This is a genomic window from Ramlibacter albus, assembly GCF_014297445.1.
GTDB lineage: Bacteria > Pseudomonadota > Gammaproteobacteria > Burkholderiales > Burkholderiaceae_C > Ramlibacter > Ramlibacter albus.
On sequence record NZ_JACORU010000001.1, the window covers coordinates 403,494 to 422,402 of the forward strand.

19 protein-coding genes and 1 tRNA gene are annotated in these 18,909 nt (G+C 70.0%); 11 read left to right on the forward strand and 9 right to left on the reverse strand.

Annotated features, from left to right (window positions below):
- Positions 1-23: 23 nt before the first annotated feature.
- Together H8R02_RS01935 and H8R02_RS01940 are read left to right on the forward strand one after the other, a co-directional pair.
- On the forward strand, positions 24-1,058 hold the full coding sequence (locus H8R02_RS01935) for a DUF3108 domain-containing protein (protein WP_187079651.1): 1,035 nt from the start codon (positions 24-26) through the stop codon (positions 1,056-1,058).
- 128 nt (positions 1,059-1,186) lie between these two features.
- A complete protein-coding gene (locus tag H8R02_RS01940; RefSeq protein WP_187079652.1) occupies positions 1,187-1,633 on the forward strand; it encodes a hypothetical protein in 447 nt (148 codons plus the stop codon).
- A gap of 5 nt (positions 1,634-1,638) precedes the next feature.
- Here H8R02_RS01940 and paaK read toward each other — a convergent pair whose 3' ends face one another.
- The 3 genes from paaK to H8R02_RS01955 are packed head-to-tail and all read right to left on the reverse strand — an operon-like array spanning position 1,639 to position 4,171.
- Positions 1,639-2,937, reverse strand: a complete 1,299-nt coding sequence (paaK, locus tag H8R02_RS01945) for a phenylacetate--CoA ligase PaaK (RefSeq protein WP_187079653.1) — start codon at positions 2,935-2,937, stop codon at positions 1,639-1,641.
- Positions 2,934-3,368: a hydroxyphenylacetyl-CoA thioesterase PaaI gene (gene paaI, locus H8R02_RS01950; protein WP_187079654.1), complete on the reverse strand. Its 435-nt coding sequence runs from the start codon at positions 3,366-3,368 to the stop codon at positions 2,934-2,936. Before paaI ends, paaK begins: the two co-directional genes overlap by 4 nt.
- The gene (locus H8R02_RS01955) at positions 3,368-4,171 is read right to left on the reverse strand and encodes an enoyl-CoA hydratase-related protein (protein WP_187079655.1); all 804 of its coding nucleotides are present in this window, start codon (positions 4,169-4,171) and stop codon (positions 3,368-3,370) included. Before H8R02_RS01955 ends, paaI begins: the two co-directional genes overlap by 1 nt.
- Before the next feature lie 124 nt (positions 4,172-4,295).
- Between H8R02_RS01955 and H8R02_RS01960 the strand changes: the two genes are divergently transcribed.
- The gene (locus H8R02_RS01960; RefSeq protein WP_187079656.1) at positions 4,296-5,285 is read left to right on the forward strand and encodes an ABC transporter substrate-binding protein; all 990 of its coding nucleotides are present in this window, start codon (positions 4,296-4,298) and stop codon (positions 5,283-5,285) included.
- A gap of 36 nt (positions 5,286-5,321) precedes the next feature.
- Positions 5,322-6,098, forward strand: a complete 777-nt coding sequence (locus tag H8R02_RS01965) for an enoyl-CoA hydratase (protein ID WP_187079657.1) — start codon at positions 5,322-5,324, stop codon at positions 6,096-6,098.
- Between the two features lie 7 nt (positions 6,099-6,105).
- Here H8R02_RS01965 and H8R02_RS01970 read toward each other — a convergent pair whose 3' ends face one another.
- Entirely contained in the window at positions 6,106-7,188 is a 1,083-nt protein-coding gene (locus tag H8R02_RS01970) for a hypothetical protein (protein ID WP_187079658.1), read from the reverse strand.
- Positions 7,185-7,796 (reverse strand): sigma-70 family RNA polymerase sigma factor, encoded by a 612-nt coding sequence (locus H8R02_RS01975; protein ID WP_187079659.1) that lies wholly within the window; start codon positions 7,794-7,796, stop codon positions 7,185-7,187. Before H8R02_RS01975 ends, H8R02_RS01970 begins: the two co-directional genes overlap by 4 nt.
- A gap of 79 nt (positions 7,797-7,875) precedes the next feature.
- Between H8R02_RS01975 and H8R02_RS01980 the strand changes: the two genes are divergently transcribed.
- From H8R02_RS01980 to H8R02_RS02000, 5 genes are all read left to right on the forward strand, one after another.
- Positions 7,876-7,952, forward strand: a tRNA-Met gene (locus H8R02_RS01980).
- Positions 7,953-8,057: 105 nt separating this feature from the next.
- Positions 8,058-8,672 (forward strand): phosphatase PAP2 family protein, encoded by a 615-nt coding sequence (locus tag H8R02_RS01985; RefSeq protein WP_187079660.1) that lies wholly within the window; start codon positions 8,058-8,060, stop codon positions 8,670-8,672.
- 102 nt (positions 8,673-8,774) lie between these two features.
- Complete coding sequence (locus H8R02_RS01990) at positions 8,775-10,421, forward strand: protein kinase domain-containing protein (protein ID WP_187079661.1); 1,647 nt, start codon at positions 8,775-8,777, stop codon at positions 10,419-10,421.
- A 22-nt stretch (positions 10,422-10,443) separates the two neighbouring features.
- On the forward strand, positions 10,444-11,703 hold the full coding sequence (locus H8R02_RS01995; protein ID WP_187079662.1) for an MFS transporter: 1,260 nt from the start codon (positions 10,444-10,446) through the stop codon (positions 11,701-11,703).
- A 20-nt stretch (positions 11,704-11,723) separates the two neighbouring features.
- Positions 11,724-13,904 (forward strand): TonB-dependent receptor, encoded by a 2,181-nt coding sequence (locus H8R02_RS02000; RefSeq protein WP_187079663.1) that lies wholly within the window; start codon positions 11,724-11,726, stop codon positions 13,902-13,904.
- Positions 13,905-13,907: 3 nt separating this feature from the next.
- Here the strand turns inward: H8R02_RS02000 and H8R02_RS02005 are convergent, their stop codons facing one another.
- Complete coding sequence (locus H8R02_RS02005) at positions 13,908-14,180, reverse strand: DUF4242 domain-containing protein (protein ID WP_187079664.1); 273 nt, start codon at positions 14,178-14,180, stop codon at positions 13,908-13,910.
- A gap of 37 nt (positions 14,181-14,217) precedes the next feature.
- Here H8R02_RS02005 and H8R02_RS02010 point away from each other — a divergent pair, with 37 nt between their 5' ends.
- Both H8R02_RS02010 and H8R02_RS02015 read left to right on the forward strand, forming a co-directional pair.
- Positions 14,218-15,249 carry an AraC family transcriptional regulator gene (locus H8R02_RS02010; protein WP_187079665.1) on the forward strand — a complete coding sequence of 344 codons (1,032 nt, stop codon included), beginning with the start codon at positions 14,218-14,220 and terminating at the stop codon, positions 15,247-15,249.
- A 61-nt stretch (positions 15,250-15,310) separates the two neighbouring features.
- Positions 15,311-16,108: a DUF4399 domain-containing protein gene (locus H8R02_RS02015; protein ID WP_187079666.1), complete on the forward strand. Its 798-nt coding sequence runs from the start codon at positions 15,311-15,313 to the stop codon at positions 16,106-16,108.
- 43 nt (positions 16,109-16,151) lie between these two features.
- Here H8R02_RS02015 and H8R02_RS02020 read toward each other — a convergent pair whose 3' ends face one another.
- From H8R02_RS02020 to H8R02_RS02030, 3 genes are all read right to left on the reverse strand, one after another.
- Positions 16,152-16,697 (reverse strand): hypothetical protein, encoded by a 546-nt coding sequence (locus tag H8R02_RS02020; RefSeq protein ID WP_187079667.1) that lies wholly within the window; start codon positions 16,695-16,697, stop codon positions 16,152-16,154.
- A 93-nt stretch (positions 16,698-16,790) separates the two neighbouring features.
- The gene (locus H8R02_RS02025; RefSeq protein WP_187079668.1) at positions 16,791-17,771 is read right to left on the reverse strand and encodes an NADPH:quinone reductase; all 981 of its coding nucleotides are present in this window, start codon (positions 17,769-17,771) and stop codon (positions 16,791-16,793) included.
- On the reverse strand, positions 17,768-18,904 hold the full coding sequence (locus tag H8R02_RS02030; RefSeq protein WP_187079669.1) for a tetratricopeptide repeat protein: 1,137 nt from the start codon (positions 18,902-18,904) through the stop codon (positions 17,768-17,770). Before H8R02_RS02030 ends, H8R02_RS02025 begins: the two co-directional genes overlap by 4 nt.
- Positions 18,905-18,909: the final 5 nt, after the last annotated feature.

The following is an 18,909-nucleotide window of genomic DNA, read 5'->3' on the forward strand; positions in this document are numbered from 1 at the left end:
GGCTCGCCCTTCTAGGGGCGGGCGTGCTGGTCGCGCACGTCGTGCTGATGGACCGCGTGCGTGAGGAGCTCGTCGCGCCTTCGCCATTGAAGGCAATGCCGGTGGTGATGTACACGCGCATGCTGGCGCCTGCAGCCACGATGGCACCCCCGCCGCCCCCCGTACTTGCTGCAGTGCGTGCGCCGAAGCGGCGGGCGGCTGCGGCTCTGGCCCCGGCGTCGTCCGTGCGCGCCGCGACGCCAACGCCTGACGTGACGGGGTTGCCGTCGGACGCGCAAACCGCGAAGCCGCCGGAACCGTCCGCCGACGCGCCCGCGGTTGCCGCGCAGGCAAGCTCGCCCGAGACGCCCGTCGCCGCCGCCCCCGTGGCTGCCGCATCCGCGGCACAGGTTGCCGCCGGCAAGCCTGACCTCTCGTCGTGGCCCGCCGACACGCGCCTGACGTACCAGCTCGGCGGCCAGTTCCGCAGCGGCCCGCTGTTCGGCGACGCGCAGGTCAAGTGGCAGCGCGAAGGCGCACGTTATGAAGTCCGCGCCGAGGTCAACGTCTCCGTATGGGCCAGCCTGGTCATGACGAGCCAGGGCGAGGTCGCCCCCGACGGCCTCTCGCCCGCGGTGTACGAAGAGGAAACGAACAAGCGCAAGCGCCGCCACGCGCGTTTCGACGCGGAGTACGTGCGCCTGGAGAACGGCAAGTCGGTGCCGCGCCCGCCCTCGGTGCAGGACACCGCGAGCCAGTTCGTCGAACTGGGCCAGCGCTTCGCGACCGGCCGCGCGCCGTTGAAGGCCGGCGAGGTCGTCAAAGTGTGGCTCGCACGCCCCGGCGCGGTCGACCTGTGGACCTACGACATCAGCGGGCCCGAGACCCTGTCGACGCCGAAGCTGGGCGCGATCCAGGCGTTCCACCTCACGCCGCGGCCCATCGCCAACCCGCGCGGCAACATCTACGCGGAGCTCTGGTACGCGCCGAGCCTGCAGTACCTGCCGGTGCGCATCAAGCTGCGCATGGGCGAGGCGGACTACATCGACCTCGCGATCGAGACGATCGAGCAGCGCTGAAGGGCCGTCTCCTCCACCTGCGGGAGAGACTTCCGGACAGGGTTTCGGTGGCATGGATTCACGGCTATATTCGCGGCCGTGAAAACAAAAGGCCTAGAAAAACACCCGTTCACCGGCCGACCGAACCCATGAACAAGCACCGCCACGACGACTTCGTGAAGACGATCCCGAGCGACTTCTCGAGCCTTGGCGCTTCGCCCGCCACCTCCAGCCGCTACCGCGGCGCAAGCAGCGATTCCGGATGGGGCAGGCGCCTGCCATGGCTCTGCGCCGGGTTGTGGGTTTGCCTCGCGTTCGCGTGGGCGTCGGCCGCCAATGCGATCGGCCCGCGCATGCAGCCTTCCATGCACGTCATCGTGTTCGTGCTGATGTCGGTGCTCTGCCTGGCCTGCGCAACACAATGGCTCACGCGGCGGCGGGTCGGCAGGAAGACGCTGTGGGCAACGCGCGGGGCCGTTGCGGCCCACCTCACGATCGCCCTGGTGGCCAAGCTCGCCGTCCCAGCGGTGCTCTGGGTGACCCTCGCGTGGGTCTTCCTGTCCTCTTTCGGAGGAGCGTCCCGGCCGGACCGCTGAATGGACTAGGCTGCGCTGCGCTGGTCCAGCACGCGCTTGGCCTTGCCCAGGCTGCGCTCGATCCCGCCCGCAGGCCGCAGCTCGATCTTCGCCGTGGTGCCGATGTAGGCCTTGATCTCGTGCTGCAACGCCTCGGCCGCGTTGCGCGCCGCATCGCTCTCGGGCACCAGCGGCGGCCGCGTTTCCACCGCGACGGTGAGGCAGTCGAGCGGCCCCTCGCGCGTGAGGATGCATTGGTAGTGCGGCGCGAGCTCCGCGCGCTTGAGGATCAGCTCCTCGATCTGCGTCGGGAACACGTTGACGCCGCGCACGATCATCATGTCGTCGCTGCGGCCGGTGATCTTCTCCATCCGGCGCATCGTGCGCGCGGTGCCGGGCAAGAGGCGCGTGAGGTCGCGCGTGCGGTAGCGGATGACGGGCAGCGCTTCCTTCGTGAGGCTGGTGAACACGAGCTCGCCCAGCTCGCCGTCGGCCACCGGCTCGCCGGTCTCGGGGTCGATGATCTCGGGGTAGAAATGGTCTTCCCAGATCGTCGGCCCGTCCTTCGTCTCCACGCATTCGTTGGCGACGCCAGGCCCCATCACTTCCGACAAGCCGTAGATGTCGACCGCGTCGATGCCCATGCGCTTCTCGATCGCCTGCCGCATGTCGTTGGTCCACGGCTCCGCACCGAAGATGCCAAGCCGCAGGCTGCTCTCGCGCGGGTCCATGCCCTGCCGCTCGAACTCGTCGGCGATGGCGAGCATGTAGCTGGGCGTCACCATGATGATGTCCGGCTTGAAGTCGGTGACCAGCTGCACCTGCCGCTCGGTCTGGCCGCCGCCGAAGGGCACCACCGTCAGGCCCAGCTTCTCGGCGCCGTAGTGCGCGCCGAGGCCGCCGGTGAACAGGCCATAGCCGTAGCTCACGTGCACCAGCTCGCCCGGCCGCGCACCCGCGGCGCGGATGCTGCGGGCCATCACGTTCGACCACGTCTCGATGTCGTTGCGCGTATAGCCCACCACCGTCGGTTTGCCCGTGGTGCCGCTCGACGCGTGGATGCGCACGCACTGCTCGCGCGGCACGGCGAACATGCCGAAGGGGTAGCTGTCGCGCAGGTCCTTCTTCGTCGTGAACGGGAATTTCTTCAGGTCGGCCAGCGTGCGCAGGTGGTCCGGGTGCACGCCGGCCTCGTCGAACTTGCGGCGGTACACCGGCGAGTTCGCGTAGGCATGCTGCAGCGTCTGGCGCAGCCGCTTGAGCTGCAGCGAGCGCAGCTCGTCGACGCTTGCCTTCTCGATGGGCTCGAGCGGGAAACTCTTCATGCTTCCTCCGGGAACACGGTGCCCTGGATCTGCGCGCTCTTGCCGCGGAACATCGCGACCACCTCGCCGCGCTGGTTGGTCACCTTCATGTCGTAGATGCCGTGGCGGCCCTGCAGCACCTGCTCCACGCCTTCGCAGGTGAGCACGTCGCCCAGCTGCCCCGGCTTGAGGAACTCGATGGTGCAGCCCGCCGCCACCGCCACCTTGTTGTGGCTGTTGCACGCGAAAGCAAAGGTCGAATCGGCCAGCGTGAAGATGAAGCCGCCGTGGCAGATGCGGTGGCCGTTGAGCTGCTCCTCGCGCACCGTCATGCGCATGACGGCGCGGCCCGGCGTGCAGCTGACCAGCTCCATCTTCATGAACTCGCGGCTGGCCGCATCGGCCGCGAACATGGCTTCGCCCACGCGGGCGGCGCGTTGCTCCGGTGTCATCAGTCCCCTTTGAATTTCGGTGCGCGCTTGTCGCGGAAGGCGTTCACGCCTTCGAAGTAATCGTAGGTCTTGCCGAGCGCCGACTGCGTGTCGCGCTCGAGGTCGAGCTGGCGGTCCAGGTCGTTCGATGCGGCCGCGCGCAGCACGTGCCGTGTTTCCACCAGCGCCTTGGTGGGCATGTCCGCCAGGCGTGTCGCGAGCTTCATCGCCGCAGCGACGCAGTCCTCGCCCTCGGGCGCCACGTCCCAGATCATTCCCCACTCCTTGGCGTCCTGCGCGCGCAGCTTGTCGCTGAGCATCGCCGCGCCCATCGCCCGCGCGAGGCCGAGCTTCTTGATCAGGAACCATGTGCCGCCAGCATCGGGGATCAGGCCGATCTTGCTGAAGGCGAGCGTGAAGCTTGCGTTCGAGGCCGCCACCGCAAGGTCGCACGCCATCGCGATGGAGACGCCCGCGCCCGCCGTCGCGCCGTTCACGGCGGCGATCGTCGGAACGCGCAGCTTCATCAAGCGACGCACCGTCGGATTGAACAGCTCGTTGATGATCGGGCCAGGGTCGGCACGCTGCACGAGGTCGGGGCCCGGCGTGAAGTCGAACTCGGCCAGGTCCGCACCCGCGCAGAAGCCGCGGCCCGCGCCGGTGAGCACCATCGCGCGCACTTCCTTGTCCTTCTCGATGCGTTCGAGCACCGACCACAGGCCTTCGTGCATCTTGCGCGTGAAGCTGTTCAGCGCATCGGGCCGGTTGAGCGTGACCAGCGCCACCGAGCCGCGCGTTTCGTAGAGGACCGGGGAAACATCCATGTGCCTTCTCCTTGTCGAGGGATTCTAGGATTGGCCGACCGCGCGGTCGGCTAATGCTTACCCTTGTTTATATCTGGCCGCGCGGACATGGACACGGCCGGGGTGCCCACCCGACAATCGCCGCTTGCGCAAAGCAACTCCCCTCCTGGCCACCCGGCGCTCGTTCGGTGCCTTCCTGCTGGCCGGCAGCGCCTGCGCCGTCGCGCAACCTGCCGGCCGCACATGGCGCGTCGGGTTCCTCGGTGTCGGGCGGCCGGAGCCTTACGCGGCGCGGATCGCGGCACTGCGCGAGGGCCTCGCAGCCCTTGGCTATCGCGAGGGCCAAAACCTCATGCTCGAATTCCGCTGGGCCGAGGGCAACGTGGACCGCCTGCGCGAACTCGCGGCCGAACTCGTTCGCGGCAAGGTGGACCTGCTCGTGACGCACTCGACCCCCGGTGCGCGTGCCGCGCTGGATGTGACGAAGACGCTGCCGATCGTGATGGCGGACTCCGGTGACCCGGTCGGGCAACGGCTCGTCACCAGCCTCGCCCGGCCGGGTGGCAACATCACCGGCTCCTCCATCGTGTCGCCGCCGCTGTACGGCAAACGGCTGGAACTCCTCAGGGAGATCCACCCCGCGATGCGCCGGGTGGCGTTCGTGACGAACGCCGCGAACCGCCAGCCTTCGACGCATCGCCACATCGAAGACGTCGCGGCCCGGCACAAGTTGGAGCTGGAGAAGCTGGAAGTGAGCGGCACGGCGGAATTCGAGCCCTCGCTGCGCGAGTTCAAGTCGCGCCGGGGGGACGCCCTGGTGGTGATCGACGACCCGCTTTTCGTGCTCCACACCACGCAGCTCGCGCAGGCGGCGCTGAAGCACCGGCTGGCGCTGGCCGGCTTCGCAGAGTTCGCGCCGCAGGGCGGGCTCGTCGGCTACGGCGCGAGCTTCCCCGAGATGTACCGGCGCGCCGCAACGTTCATCGACAAGATCTTCCGCGGTGCGCCACCGGGCGAGCTGCCGATCGAGCAGGCGAGCCGCTTCGAGCTGCTCGTCAACCTGAAGACGGCGAAAGCGCTGGGGCTGCGCGTGCCGCCATCCACGCTGGCCAGCGCCGACGGCGTCATCGAGTAGCCGCCGGCGGTAAAGTGCCGGGTGCAAGGAGAAACCATGTACGAGACGATCCAGACCCGCGTCGAGGCGGGCAAGGTGGGCGTGATCGCCCTGAACCGCCCCAAGCAGCTGAACGCGCTGAACGACCAGCTGATGGACGAACTCGGCGCGGCGCTGAAGGCGTTCGATGCCGACGACGCGATCGGCTGCATCATCGTGACGGGCAGCGAGAAGGCGTTTGCCGCCGGCGCCGACATCGCCGCGATGGCGAAGTACGACTTCGCCGAGACGTACGGCCGCGACTACATCTCGCGCAACTGGGAGACGATGCGCAGCATCCGCAAGCCGGTGATCGCGGCGGTAGCGGGCTTCGCGCTGGGCGGCGGCTGCGAGGTGGCGATGATGTGCGACTTCATCATCGCCGCGGACAACGCGAAGTTCGGCCAGCCCGAGATCAAGATCGGCATCATCCCGGGCGCCGGCGGCACGCAGCGCCTGCCGCGCGCGCTGGGCAAGTCGAAGGCCATGGACATGGTGCTCACGGCACGCATGATGGACGCCGCCGAAGCGGAGCGGTCCGGTCTCGTGAGCCGCGTGGTGCCGCTGGACAAGCTGATGGAGGAAGCGCTGGGAGCGGCGCTCGTGATCTGCAGCTATGGGCGGCTGGCCGTGATGGCGGCGAAGGAGGCGGTGAACCGCTCGTTCGAAAGCCCGCTGTCCGATGGCGTGCTGTACGAGCGCCGGTTGTTCCAGGCGCTGTTCGCGACGTCGGACCAGAAGGAAGGCATGGACGCCTTCCTCGCGAAGCGCCCGGCCGAGTTCAAGGGCCGCTGATTTCCCGCTAGTTGTTCGCGAGGCGCTGCGCTTCCTGTTCGAGCAGGCGCAGTGCTTCGGCGCGCGGCTGCAGCGTGCGCGAGGGGCCGTCCTGCGGCGACCAGCGTGCGCGGCTCGGGCCGAGTTCGAGCACGCCGAGCGTGATGCCCATGCGCGAGAGCGTGATGCGTGTGGGCATTGCTTCGTCGCTGCCGGTTGCCGCGGGTGAGTTCAACACGCCGTACAGCAGCTCCGCGAGGTGGAAGGCCCGGGCGCGCGTGACCGTTGCCGTGCGCGCGGGCGACTCGATGCGCGCTTCGCTCCAGTCTTCCCACGGCGCGCGGCGGGCCAGCGCCGCCTGGGTGGATGGCGGCGCGGCGGCGGGTGCCGCAGGGGCGATCGAACCTTGTGCGCGAACGCGCGCGTCGGCCGCCGATGACTGGCCGAGGTTCGAGTCTGCCGGTGCCGGGCCCTGGAACGGCGAAGGACTTGTCGCCGCAGGAGCAGCCTCTTCCCTCGCGGCCCGCGACTCGTCGCGGCGCTGCGACTCCGCTTTCTTTGCCAGCGGTTCGGCTGGCGCCGCCTTGGGCGGTGGCTCGGCGCGTTCTGCCGCAGCGCCGGCAGGCGGTGCGTCTTTCGATGCATGCGCGGGCGCACGTGCGGCAGCCCGCGGCGCTTCAAGCTGTGGCAACGGCGCCGGCGACGGCGCCGCGTCCGGCCGCGCGCTCGGCGTCGCAGGAGCCGGCGCAGTCGTCGCCGGTGCAGGCAATGGCGCAGCGGGCGTTGTCGTCGCGCTGGCCGGCGCCGGAGAGGGCGCCGCAGCCGGCGCAGCACGATCAGCCGATGCGCTCTCCGGCCTCGCACCCGGAACCTCCTGCCCTTGCCACATCAACGTGATCAGCACCGCGATCGCCATGCTCGCGAACGCCGCGTTGAGCGGCACGCGCCATTGCGGCAGCTGCCACCATGGACGAGCCGGCGCCGCCTGCTGGGCCAGCGCTCCGCTTGCGGCGCGCAACACGTTGGCGCGCGTGGCAGCGCTCGGGCCTTGCGGGTCTTCATCGGCCGCCTCGAGGGCGCGCTTGAGCCGGGCGTCACGCATCTCGGTCATGCGGGGCTCCCGAGCGGCTCGAGGTACTGCGCCATGCAGCCGCGCAGCTTCTGCAGCGCGTAGCGCAACCGGCTCTTCGCTGTTTCGAACGGAAGGCCGAGGCGTTGCGCCAGCTCTTCGACCGTCGCGCCGTCCTCATGGTGAAGCAGGAACGCGGCGCGTTGCGGTGCCGGCAGCGCTTCGAGGCACTGGACGAGCTGCCGCCCCGCGGCGCGCCAATAGGCCTCGTCCTCCGCCGAGGGGTGCTGGGCGTCCAGCTGCGACGCGAGCCAGTCGAGCGGCTCGCCCGAATCGAAGCCATGTTCCAGCGACACTTCACGCCCGCCGACGCGCAGCCGGTCCATGGCCGCGTTGTGCGCGATCGTGAAAGCCCAGGTGCGCCACGCCGCGCCGCGCGGCGCGAACGTCGCGCGTGCTGCGATGATGCGGGCCCACGTGTCCTGGAACACCTCGTCGGCCTGCGCGGCGAGCGGCGCGCCCAGCAGCCGCCGCACGAAGCGGTGCAGCCCGGCTTCGTGGCGGAGGTAGAGCGTTTCGAAGGCCTGCATGTCGCCGGCCGCGTACGCGAGCATGAGGTCCTCGTCGGGCGCTTGCGCGTTGGCGGCCATGGGTGGTGGTGAGACTTCTACGGGCGACGACCCCGAGCGGGGTCAAGGGTTGATCGTAGCCGCTATAATTGTGGGCTTTGGCGCTTTAGCTCAGCCGGTTAGAGCGACGGAATCATAATCCGCAGGTCCGGGGTTCGAATCCCTGAAGCGCCACCAGACACCAGCCCTCGCCTTCCGGCGGGGGCTTTTCGTTTTTGACAGGCCTCAACATGAGGTCGCCCCGCGCGGCCGAGACTCTTCCACAGAAGCGAGGAGTTTTCGATGAACCGCACGATCGCCGCACTGGCGCTGGCCCTTGCCGCCGTTGCGCTCCCTGCCCACGCACAACTCGCCTGGCTCGACCGGTATGACGAGCGGGAGGATTCCGGCATCTTCTCCCGCGCCAACCAGAAGCGCATCGACAACGTGGCGATCGCCGGCGTGGTGGGGCTCGCGCTCGTGGAGGGCACGGACACCAGGCTCGGCAGGACGGCGTGGCAGGCCTTGGACGCTGCACTCGTCACCGCCGCCGCGACCGAATCCATGAAGCGCGCGTTCACCCGGCCGCGCCCCGCCGAGGAGCCGGACGCCGGCGTGTGGTTCGCGGGCGGCCGCCACCGCAGCTTCCCGAGCGGCGAGGTCGCGATGATGGCGGCGTTCACGACACCATTCATCATCGCGTACAAGGACGAGAAGCCGGCCGTGTGGGCCCTTGCCGCGCTGCCCGTGTACATGGCCAAGGCGCGCATGGCCTCCCAGGGGCACTGGCTCTCCGACGTGCTGGCCGGCGGCGCGATCGGGGCGGGCGTGGGCTACCTCGCCGCCAGGCGCGACGTGCCGCTCGTGCTGGCCGTCACCGGCCGCACGGCTTTCGTGGGGCTGCGCTACAGGTTCTAAGCCGCGCCAGGGGCGCGGCGGATGACGTCCCGCCGCCCGCTTGACGCTCCCCGCTGAGCTGGGGTACTTTGCGGCGACCCCCACCTCATCCATCCCACTGGAATGATTTCGCCCGACGCGATCAACGAGGGCGTGGATCCCGGCGAGGCCCTTTACGAAAGCCCGTCGACCCGCATCTTCCGTTTCGGCGGCGCATCGGCTGCGGAGGGCGTGGTCTGCAAGGAGCATCTCGGCCCGCACGCGGCGCCGCGCCTGCGCAATGAGATCAAGCTGCTCAAGCGGCTCGCGGGCATCGAGGGCGTGGTGCAAATGGCCGAGGGCGCGCACGGCGCAAACGTGCTTGCGCTGCGGGACTGCGGCGCGACCAGCCTCGCGCAGATGCTGCGGGCGGGCCCCTGCGACATCGAGCTCGCGGTCTCGCTGGCGTGCCAGCTCGCACGCACGCTCGCCGAAGTCCACCGCGCAGGGGTCATCCACCGCGACATCAACCCATCGAACATCCTCGTGTCCCCCGCGCAGCAGGCGGTGCTGATCGACTTCGACCTGGCCGTGCTGGCCGAGCCGCACCTGCCCGCGGGGCTGGAGGGCCAGATCGTGGGCACGCTGGGCTACCTGGCGCCGGAGCAGACCGGCCGCACCGGCCACCCGGTGGACCAGCGCGCCGACCTGTACGCGCTGGGCGCCACCTTCTACGAGATGGCGACCGGTCATCCCCCGTTCGTGCAGGCGGACGCGCTGCAGCTGATCCACGACCACCTGGTGCGCGAGCCCGTGCCGCCGGCGCAAGCCGACACGCGCGTGCCACGCGGCCTGTCCGACATCGTGATGCGCCTGCTCGCCAAGGCGCCGGAGCGGCGCTACGAAAGCCTGGAGCAGCGGGTGCGGGCGCGCACGCGCGAGCTGCAGGAGACGCAGGCGCAGCTGGTGGCCACCGCGCGGCGCGCGGGCATGGCCGAAGTCGCCAACAACGTGCTGCACAACGTGGGCAACGTGCTGAACAGCATCAACGTTTCGGCCAGCGTGCTGCGCGGCACCATCGGCAACTCGCGGCTCGACGGGCTCGCGCGCGCGGTGGAACTCATCAACCAGCACCAGCACGACCTGCCGGCCTTCGTCGCCACCGACCGCGGCAAGGCCCTGTGGCCCTACCTGAACGAGCTGGTGGGCGCGCTGCGCTCGGAGCAGCAGGAGGCGCTCGCCAACCTGGACCGCCTCTCGCGCAGCGTGGAGCACGTCACCTACGTGGTCGCGACGCAGCAGGCGCATGCCGGCCCGGCCAGCGTGCTGGAGATGGTGGGGCCGCACGAGGTGGTCGAGGAGGCCGTGCACCTGAGCGCGGCGGCGATCAACCGCCGCGACATCGCCCTCGTGCGCCGTTACGAGGAAGTGCCCGCCGCGGCGCTGGACAAGCAGCGGCTGGTGCAGATCCTCGTCAACCTCATCGGCAACGCGGCGCAGGCGATGGAAAGCGTGCCGGCACCGGCGCGCCAGCTCACGCTCGGTGTCGGCCTCGCGACGGGCGAGCACGGGCGGCGCGTGCGCATCTCGGTGCAGGACACGGGCGAGGGCATCGCACCGGAGAACCTGCCGCGCATCTTCGCGCACGGCTTCACCACCCGCGAGAGCGGCCACGGCTTCGGCCTGCACAGCAGCGCGGTGGCCGCCACCGAGATGGGCGGCACCCTCGGCGTGCACAGCGACGGGCCGGGGCGAGGGGCGACCTTCACCATCGAGCTGCCACTGCCCTGAAACCCATGGAAGCCATGAACCCATGAGCGCCATCGCCCCCCACCACACCTTCATCTACGAGCGCGGCGGCGCCATGCACCTGTACATGGCCGCGTACGCGCTCGCGGCGCTGGCCGGGGCCGCCCTCTGGGGCGGCGTGGGCAACGTGCTGATCCCGCTGCACGTGCAGCAGCTGGACGAGGCGGCCAAGGCGGGCAACCTCGCGCTGATCAAGTCGGTCGCCGTCGCCGTGACGATGGTGATGCAGCCGCTGGTGGGCGTCGCTTCGGACCGCACGCGGTCGCGCTGGGGCCGCCGCGCGCCGTGGCTCGTGGCCGGCGCGCTCGCCACCGCGGCGGGGCTGGCGGGGATGCAATTCGCCACCGCGGTCTGGCAGCTGCTCACGGGCTGGGTCGCCGCACAGGTGGGCATCACCATGGTGATGGGGCCGCTCGCCGCCACCGTGGCGGACCGCATGCCGGCTGCACAGCGGGGCATCATGTCCGCCGTCGCCGGCGCCGGGCTGCTGCTCGGGTTCACGCTCGGCATCGCGCTTGCGAGCGCCCTGTACGCCCGCTTCGGGCTGGGCAGCTACCTCGTGTTCGCCTCCGGTGTGATGGTGTTCAGCGCGCTGTTCGTGGCCGTCGCGCGCGATCGCTCGTCGCTGGGCATGCAGCAGGGCGCGGCCGGCATGCTCGCGCACGTGCTGTCGTGCACGCATGCCCTGCGCGACTGGGACTTCCGCTTCGTGTGGCTCGCGCGGATCCTCATGATGTGCGGCTATGCGACCGCCGCGACGTACACCGTGTACATGCTGCAGTCGTACATCGAGCCGGGGCAGACGGCCGCGCAGGCCGCCACGACGGTGTCGCTGCTGCACCTCGCCGCAGTCCCGGGGACCTTGCTGGCCATGGTTGTCGCGGGGCGCTGGTCGGACCGCGTGATGAGGCGCAAGCCCTTCGTCATCGGCGCCTCGTTCCTCCTTGCCGCTTCGATGGCGGTGCCGCTCGCGTGGCCCGCCCTGCCCGCGCTCTACATCCAGTTCGTGGTGGGCGGCGTGGCCTTCGGCACCTTCCTGGCGGTGGACCAGGCGCTGCTGATCGACGTGCTGCCAAACAAGGATGCCGCCGGGCGCGACCTCGGCATGGGCCAGTTCGCGGCCAACCTCGGCAGCCTGCTGGGGCCGGTGCTGGCCGGCGCAGTGCTCGCCGGAACCGGGGGGTACCGGCTGGTGTGGCTGGCGGCCCTGCTGGCGCTGGTGGTCTCCGCACTTGCATTGATGCCGGTGAAGCACGCAAGATGATGGGCAGGACGGAGGGTGCAATGAAGAAAGCCGCAATTGCCGGGGGTCTCATCATGGGCGTGGCCGCGCCGGCGGCGCTCGCGCAAACGACGCTGGAGCCGGTGACCATCACCGCCAACAAGCGCGAGGAGCGGCTGCAGCACGTGCCCGCGACGGCCACCGTCGTGCCGTCGCAGCAGCTGGACCAGCAGAACATCACCACCGTGCAGGACCTGGCGCGCGCGGTCCCCTCGTTCGACGCGTCGCCGGCGGGGCTGCGCATCCGCAGCTTCGGCGGCATCTCGTTCTCGCTCACCGCGGAAAGCAGCGTGGGCATCCTCGTCGACGGCGTGTCGCTCTCGGGCGCGGCCGACTTCCCGCCGGAGCTGTTCGACGTGGAGCGCATCGAGGTGCTCGAAGGCCCGCAGGGCACGCTGTTCGGCAAGAACGCGTCGGCGGGCATCATCAACATCGTCACGAAGGCGCCGGACCCGCGCAGGCTGGGCAGCGCCCTGCGCGTCGACGCGCAGAGCCGCGACGGGCGCTCGGTGCAGGCGGCGCTCAACGTGCCGGTCACCGAGGCGCTGGCCTTCCGCGTCGCCGGCTCGGTCGTGAACGAACCGCGCAGCACCCACAACCTGTTCGACGGCGCATGGGACAGCCCGCACAAGACCAACGCGCGGTTGCGCGTGCGCTGGAAGGCGACCCCCGACGTGCTGGTGAACCTGAGCGGCGACCAGTCGGACACGATCCTGCGCGGCGGCGGCCGGTGGACGCTGTACCAGACCACGCCGGGCTCGGTGCTCACGCGCGCGCTCAACGCATGCGGCGTCATCGTCGGGCCGGAGAACACCGACGTGTGCGCCAACCCCGGCCAGAACGGCAACAAGACGCGCGTGGGCGGCTATTCCGCGCAGGTGGACTGGGCGCTGGGCAACTACCTGCTGACGTCCGTCTCCGCGGTGCGCGACGTGAAGAACATCATCTCCGGCGCCGACTACGACATGATCAGCGTCGCCGCGCCGGGCTTCGTGCAGCCGGAAATCAAGACCTACCACAACCTCAGCCAGGAGCTGCGCGTCACCTCGCCCGAGTACGACTGGGGCAACTTTGTCGCCGGCGCCTACTGGTTCAAGGGCCGCATCCACCAGGACCTCACCGGCGTGCTCACGCTGCCGACCTTCCGGCTCGGCCAGCGCAACCTCGTCGACGGCGAGAACGAGAGCACCGCGCTTTTCGGCCAGGGGACGTACAAGTTCAACAAGGCGCTGTCGCTGAACTTCGGCGCGCGTGCCGGGCGCGAAGAGGCCTCCACGTCGCGCACGGGCGCGCTGACGCCCGGTGCCGTCGGGCCCGTGGAAGCGCAGCGCCTGATCCCCGTCGCCGCGCAGACGAAGGACAGCTACGCGTCGTGGCGCGGCGGCCTGCAGTACGACTTCGATGCCGACCGCATGGGTTACGTCACGTACTCGCACGGCTACAAGGGGCCGGCGGTGAACCACAACGCGACCAACCCGCGCGTGCCGGCGGTGGTCCGCCCCGAGATCCCGAAGATGCTGGAAGCGGGCCTGAAGAACCAGTTCCTGCAGGGCCGCTTCGCGGTGAACGCCTCCGCGTACACGATGAAGGTCAAGGACTACCAGGCCACGGTCTGGGACCCGGGTGCGCTGGCGTTCGCGTTCTCGAATGCGCCGGAGCTCACCGTGCGCGGCGCGGTCCTCAACTTCTACGGCAAGCCGGTGCAGGCACTGACGCTCAACGGCGGCGTGGCCTACACCCGCTCGAAGCTCGGGCCGGGCTTTCTCGTGGAGTGCGCGATGGGTTCGCCCACGGGGTGCTTCCGCGACGCCGCGGGCGACCCGGCCGGCGGCACGCCGAAGCTGCGCGCGACCTTCGTGTTCGACTACGCATTCGCCGTCGCTTCGCTGCGCGCGTCGCTCGGCGGCGACGTGGTGTACACGTCGGAAAAGGTGTTCGACCGGACCGACCCCGCGCGCAACCTGCCCGCCACGACCATCGTCGGCGCCCGCTTCACGCTGCGGCGCGCCGACGACATGGCGGGGCTGGCGCTCTACGCGCGCAACCTCACCGACCGGTTCAGCCCCACGTACCGCGTCGGCAACCTCGTGGCCTTCGTCACCGGCGACACGCGCTCGTACACGCAGTTCGTGGGGCCGGAGTCGCGCCGGCTGGTCGGCGTGAGCTTCGACGCGAAGTTCTGAGGCTCAGCTCGCCGTCACCGGGTCGATCACCGCGCGCACCGCGTTGACGCTGTTCGCGGGGAAGCCGCCCTTCTTCGCGTGCTCCAGCACGTCCTGCTCGCTGTCGGCGATGTAGACGCAGTAGATCTTGTCGTCGGTGACGTAGCTCTGCTGCCACTGCACGCGCGGGCCCATCTCGCGCAGCACGTTGCACGACGCCTGGGCGATGCCCTTGAGGTCCATGGGCGACATCTTGCCGGCGCCCGGCAGGTTGCGTTCGATCACGAATTTCGGCATGGCTCGTCTCCTGTTGGTGGTTGGGGGTGATCCCACTATGATCGACGGCGCCCGCTTGCGCCACGCAGCGACGCCGGAGTTCATGACCGAAACACCGAATCGCGCTTCGCAGCCCGGCAGCAACCAGGACTTGCTGGCGGACGTGCTGCAGCGCATCCAGCTCGCCAGCGCCGTCTTCCTGCGCGGCGAGTTCACGGCACCCTGGGGCTTCACCTCGACCGACGCGGCCACCTTGTGCGCCATCGTGCAGCCGGGCGCGCGCAACCTGGTGCTCTTCCATGTCGCCGTCGAGGGGCGCTTTCGCATCCAGCTCGCGAGCGGCGAAAGCGCGCAAGCCGAGGCCGGGGACGCCGTGGTGCTGCCTTATTGCGACCAGCACACGATGGGGCACCCGCCGCAAGCGCAGCCCGTTCCCATCGCCACGCTCGTGCCCATGCCGCCCTGGACCGAGATGCCCGTGGTGCGCCACGGCGGCGGCGGCGAGCCCACGCGCATCCTGTGCGGCTACCTGCACTGCGACGACCTGCTCTTCAACCCGCTGCTGCGGGCCTTGCCGCGCCTGATCCACGTGCGGCCGAGCACGCCGCAGGCGGCGCAGTGGCGCCAGGCCAGCCTGCGCTACGTGGCCGAGCAGGCGCGGCAAGGCGAGAACGCGATGCTCGCCCGGCTACCCGGCCTGGTGCTCGCCGACTGCCTGGCGCAGTACGCGCGCGACCTGCCGGCCCATCAGCGCGGCTGGCTCGCGGCACTGAACGATGCCGTGCTCGGCCGTGCGCTCATGCTGCTGCACGCGCGCCCCTCCGACGCGTGGACGGTCGACGACCTCGCGGGCAAGTGCGCGGTGTCGCGCTCGGTGCTGGCCGAGCGCTTCTCGCAGTCGCTGGGCGTCTCGCCCATGCGCTACCTCGCGCAATGGCGCATGCAGCTGGCCGCCAACCTGCTGCGCGACCAGCCCGGCCTCGGGCTTGCACAGGTGGCGGACCAGGTGGGCTACGAGTCGGAAGCCGCGTTCAGCCGCGCGTTCAAGCGGCACGTGGGCCGCGCGCCGGCCAACTGGGCGCGCAACTAGGCCTGCGCGCGCGGCCGTGCCGCGTTACCATCGGCCCCTCTGCTTTACCGGGGGAAGAGCGATGCGGTACCAGCTCTTGTGTGGCGTGCTTGCCGCGGCGGCCATGGCCGGCGCCGGGGCGCAGGTTCCCCCCGATGCGCTGGTCCTCAAGCATCCGTGGGTGGTCGCACCGCCCAGCCCCAAGCCCGAAGCGTATTTCCTCGGCCTGAAGGACGGCGCGAAGATCGAAACGCCGTACGTGCTGCGCTTCGGCCTTTCGCTGCGCGGGCTCGCCCCGGCCGAAGTGAAGTCCGGCAAGGCCGTGGGCCACCACCACCTGCTCATCGACTACCCGATCCCCACGGACATGTCGCGCGCGCTGCCGTTCACGGACCAGTACCTGCACTTCGGCAAGGGCGAGATGCAGACCATCCTGAAGCTCAAGCCCGGCGTCTACCAGCTCGCGCTGCTGCTGGCCGACGAGGACCACGTGCCCTACCCCGTCTACAGCAAGCCGATCCGCGTGACGGTGACGAAGCACGACCCCGGCGTGAACATCTGGAAGTTGTGGGGCGAGCCGCAGATCGGCATCCTGCAGCCCGCCGACGGCGAGCGCGTGCAGGGCCCCTTCCGTGTGAACTTCCATGCCAATGGCTACAACGTCGCGGCCGCCGCATCGAAATCCATGGACGGCTGGTTCCGCCTGACGGTCGAGCCGCGCGGCAAGCCGCCGGAAGTGCTCGACTTCAAGCTCGGGCAGACCGAGGTTTGGCTGAATCCGCCCAAGGGCGACTACACGCTGCGGCTGGACATGGTGAGCAACCGGGACGTGGGCAAGCTCGCCGCATCGGCCAGGCCGGTGCACGTCGTCGTGCCGTGACGCGCGAGCGGCCGGCCTCCTGCTTGCGTGGCGGGGCGGCCGCTCAGATCGGAAACCGCAGGTCGCCGCTCTGGTACGTCTCGGCCGCCAGACGGAACGCTTCGGCCGTCTCGGACAACATCAGCTGCGCAATGGACAACTCCGGCGGCCGGCGGCCACCGGAGCGCACGTGGTATTGCTCGACCCAGCGGACCGCGGCGTTCTGGCGCGTGTCGGTGGGCACGTCGGACATGTCGATGGTGAAGATCTCGCCCGTCGTCTCCCGGTACTTGTTCTGCTTCGACAGCAGCTTCGGGAAATACGCGTCCGGGTTGTACGCAAACTTCGTGCAGACGTAGAAGGACATCTCCCCATGGGTGTGCACCAGGTGGTAGAAGATGTCGTCCCCGGTGAGGTCGACCTTCAAGTGCGACTCCTCCTGCGTCTCGCGGTAGAGCGTCTCCATCATGCCGCCCTGGTCGGTGCCGCCGAACAGCTGCGGGCAGCCCCCGCAGAACCATGACTCGTTCGTGTACGGGTTCAAACGCTGCTTGATCGGGAACAGGCCGTTCCCGTTCGAATCGATCGGCAGCACATAGTGTTTCGGCATCGCACGTCCTTCCCTGTGGTGGCGCGTGCGAGTCTCGCGCAATCGGCGGGCGCCGGTAACTGCCAGAACTGACAGGGGGCCCCCGGCGCTGGATCAGCCCACCGCCAGCACGACGTTCCCCGCCGCCTTGCCTTGCGCCACCATCTCGTGCGCGTCGGCGATGCGCTCGAGCGGCAACGTGGCCGCGACGTTGTGCTTCAGGACGGCGGCTTCCTGCGCCATCACGTCGAGCGCACGCGCGCGGTCGGGTGCCGAGAGGTTGTAGACGATGAAGAACTGCAGCTTGAGGTTCTTCACGATCATCGGGAAGAACGGCAGGCCCACCTGCGGCGCGCCGCTGCCGTAGACCACCCACTCGCCGTTGGGGCGCACGAGCTCCAGGTCGAGCGTCGAGTTGGCGGCCACGTCCACTTCGATGATGCGGTCCACACCCAGGTCATTGGTCGCGGCATGCACGGCCTGCAGCACGTTCTGGCGCTTGTAGTCGACCACGACGTCGGCGCCCGCCTCGAGCGCGAGCGCGGCCTTGGCCTCGCTGCTGACGGTGGCGATCACCTGCGCGGCGCCGAAGCGCCGCGCGAACTGCACCGCATAGTGGCCCACCGCACCCGCGCCGCCAGCGACGAGCACCGTCTTGTTCTCCACGCCGCCGGTGCACAACACCGCGTGCAGTGCCGTCAAGGCCGGGATGCCGAAGCAAGCCGCCGCCTCGTCGGACACACCGGGCGGGATGGGCACGGCCTGCGCCTCGGGCAGCACGACGTATTCGGCGGCGGTGCCGAAGGGCCGGCCCCAGGCCGCGTTCCAGATCCACACGCGGTCGCCGATGCGGGAGGCGGACACTCCCTGGCCCACGTCGTCGATCACGCCCGAGCCGTCGCTGTGCGGGATGACGCGCGGGAACGGCATCGCGCTGCTGCGCAGCCCGGCACGGCTCTTCACGTCCGACGGGTTCACGCCCGAGAAGAGCACCTTGACGCGGACTTCGCCGGGGCCGGGCCGCTCGTCCGGGACCTCGCCGACCTGCAGCACCTCGTGCGCGGGGCCGGTGCGTTCGTAGAAAGCGGCTTTCATCGGGAGCTCCCTGTGTCGAATTTGCGCCGCAGCTTGGCGCCCATCGGGTCGTTCGAATTGATCGTGGCCAGCACCTGCAACTGCTCCTGCGCGCGGGTGCTTTCGCCGAGGCGCCAGTACGCCAGCGCGAGGTAGCGGTGCACCTCGGTGAAGCCGCTGGTGAGTTGCTGTGCGCGCTCCAGCGCCCGCACGGCCTCGCGCGGCTGGTTGTCCCGCAGGTGGCGGATGCCTTCGGAGACCCAGTAGTAGGGGTCGTTCTGCTGCCACGCGCGCAGGCGCTGGGCGACCGCGGCGGCTTCCTGCTCGCGGCCCTGGTCTAGCAGCAGCTGGTGCAGGGCGCGCATCGGGTGCTCGGGGCGCTCGCTCGCGGCCACGGAGTGCTTCAGCCACTGCTCGGCTTCGGCGGCGAGGCCGCGCTCGATGTACAGCGCGGCGAGGTTGGTGTACGTCGGCGCGTAGTTCGGCTGCACACGCGCGGCGGCGCGCAGGTGTGTGTACGCGTTGGCGTAGTCGCGCCGCGCCAGCGCCTCCACGCCGATGTTGTTGTAGTAGCGCGCGAGCACGCCCTCGTCCGCGAGCGGCTGGCCGCGTGCGGTGCTGGCGAACTCGGGTTCGAAGTCGATGATGACGTCGTCGTAGCGTGCGAGGCTCAGCACCGGCCGGTCGGTGCCCACCTGCACCAGCACGTTGACGTGGTGGTTGACGTAGTCGAGCGAGCCGCGGCGGTCGTAGACGGCCGGCACCTGCACTTCCTGCATCACCGCGTCGAGCCCCAGCGCACGCGCCGCCGCGAACGTGAGCACGGTCAGCGAGATGCAGTCGCCGCGCTTGAGCCGCCACGTCTCGTTGGCGGGTGTCGAATGCCCGGCCGCGTACTCGAAGCGGCGGCGGTCGGGGCCATAGACGAGCTCCAGCAGCTTCTCCACACGCTGCTTCGGGCGAAGGGCCCGCACTTCCGGCGCGCCCAGCTGGCGCACCAGCGCCGCGTCGAGCCGGAACAGGTCCTCCTTGCCGACCGTGGGTTCCGTCCCGCCGGCGAACGCTTCGTCGCGCCACGGCAGCGTCGCTGGCGAAGGCGCGGTGGCGCAGCCGGCGAGTGCAGCCACGACGATCACGAGGGCAAGCAGGCGCATCCGCC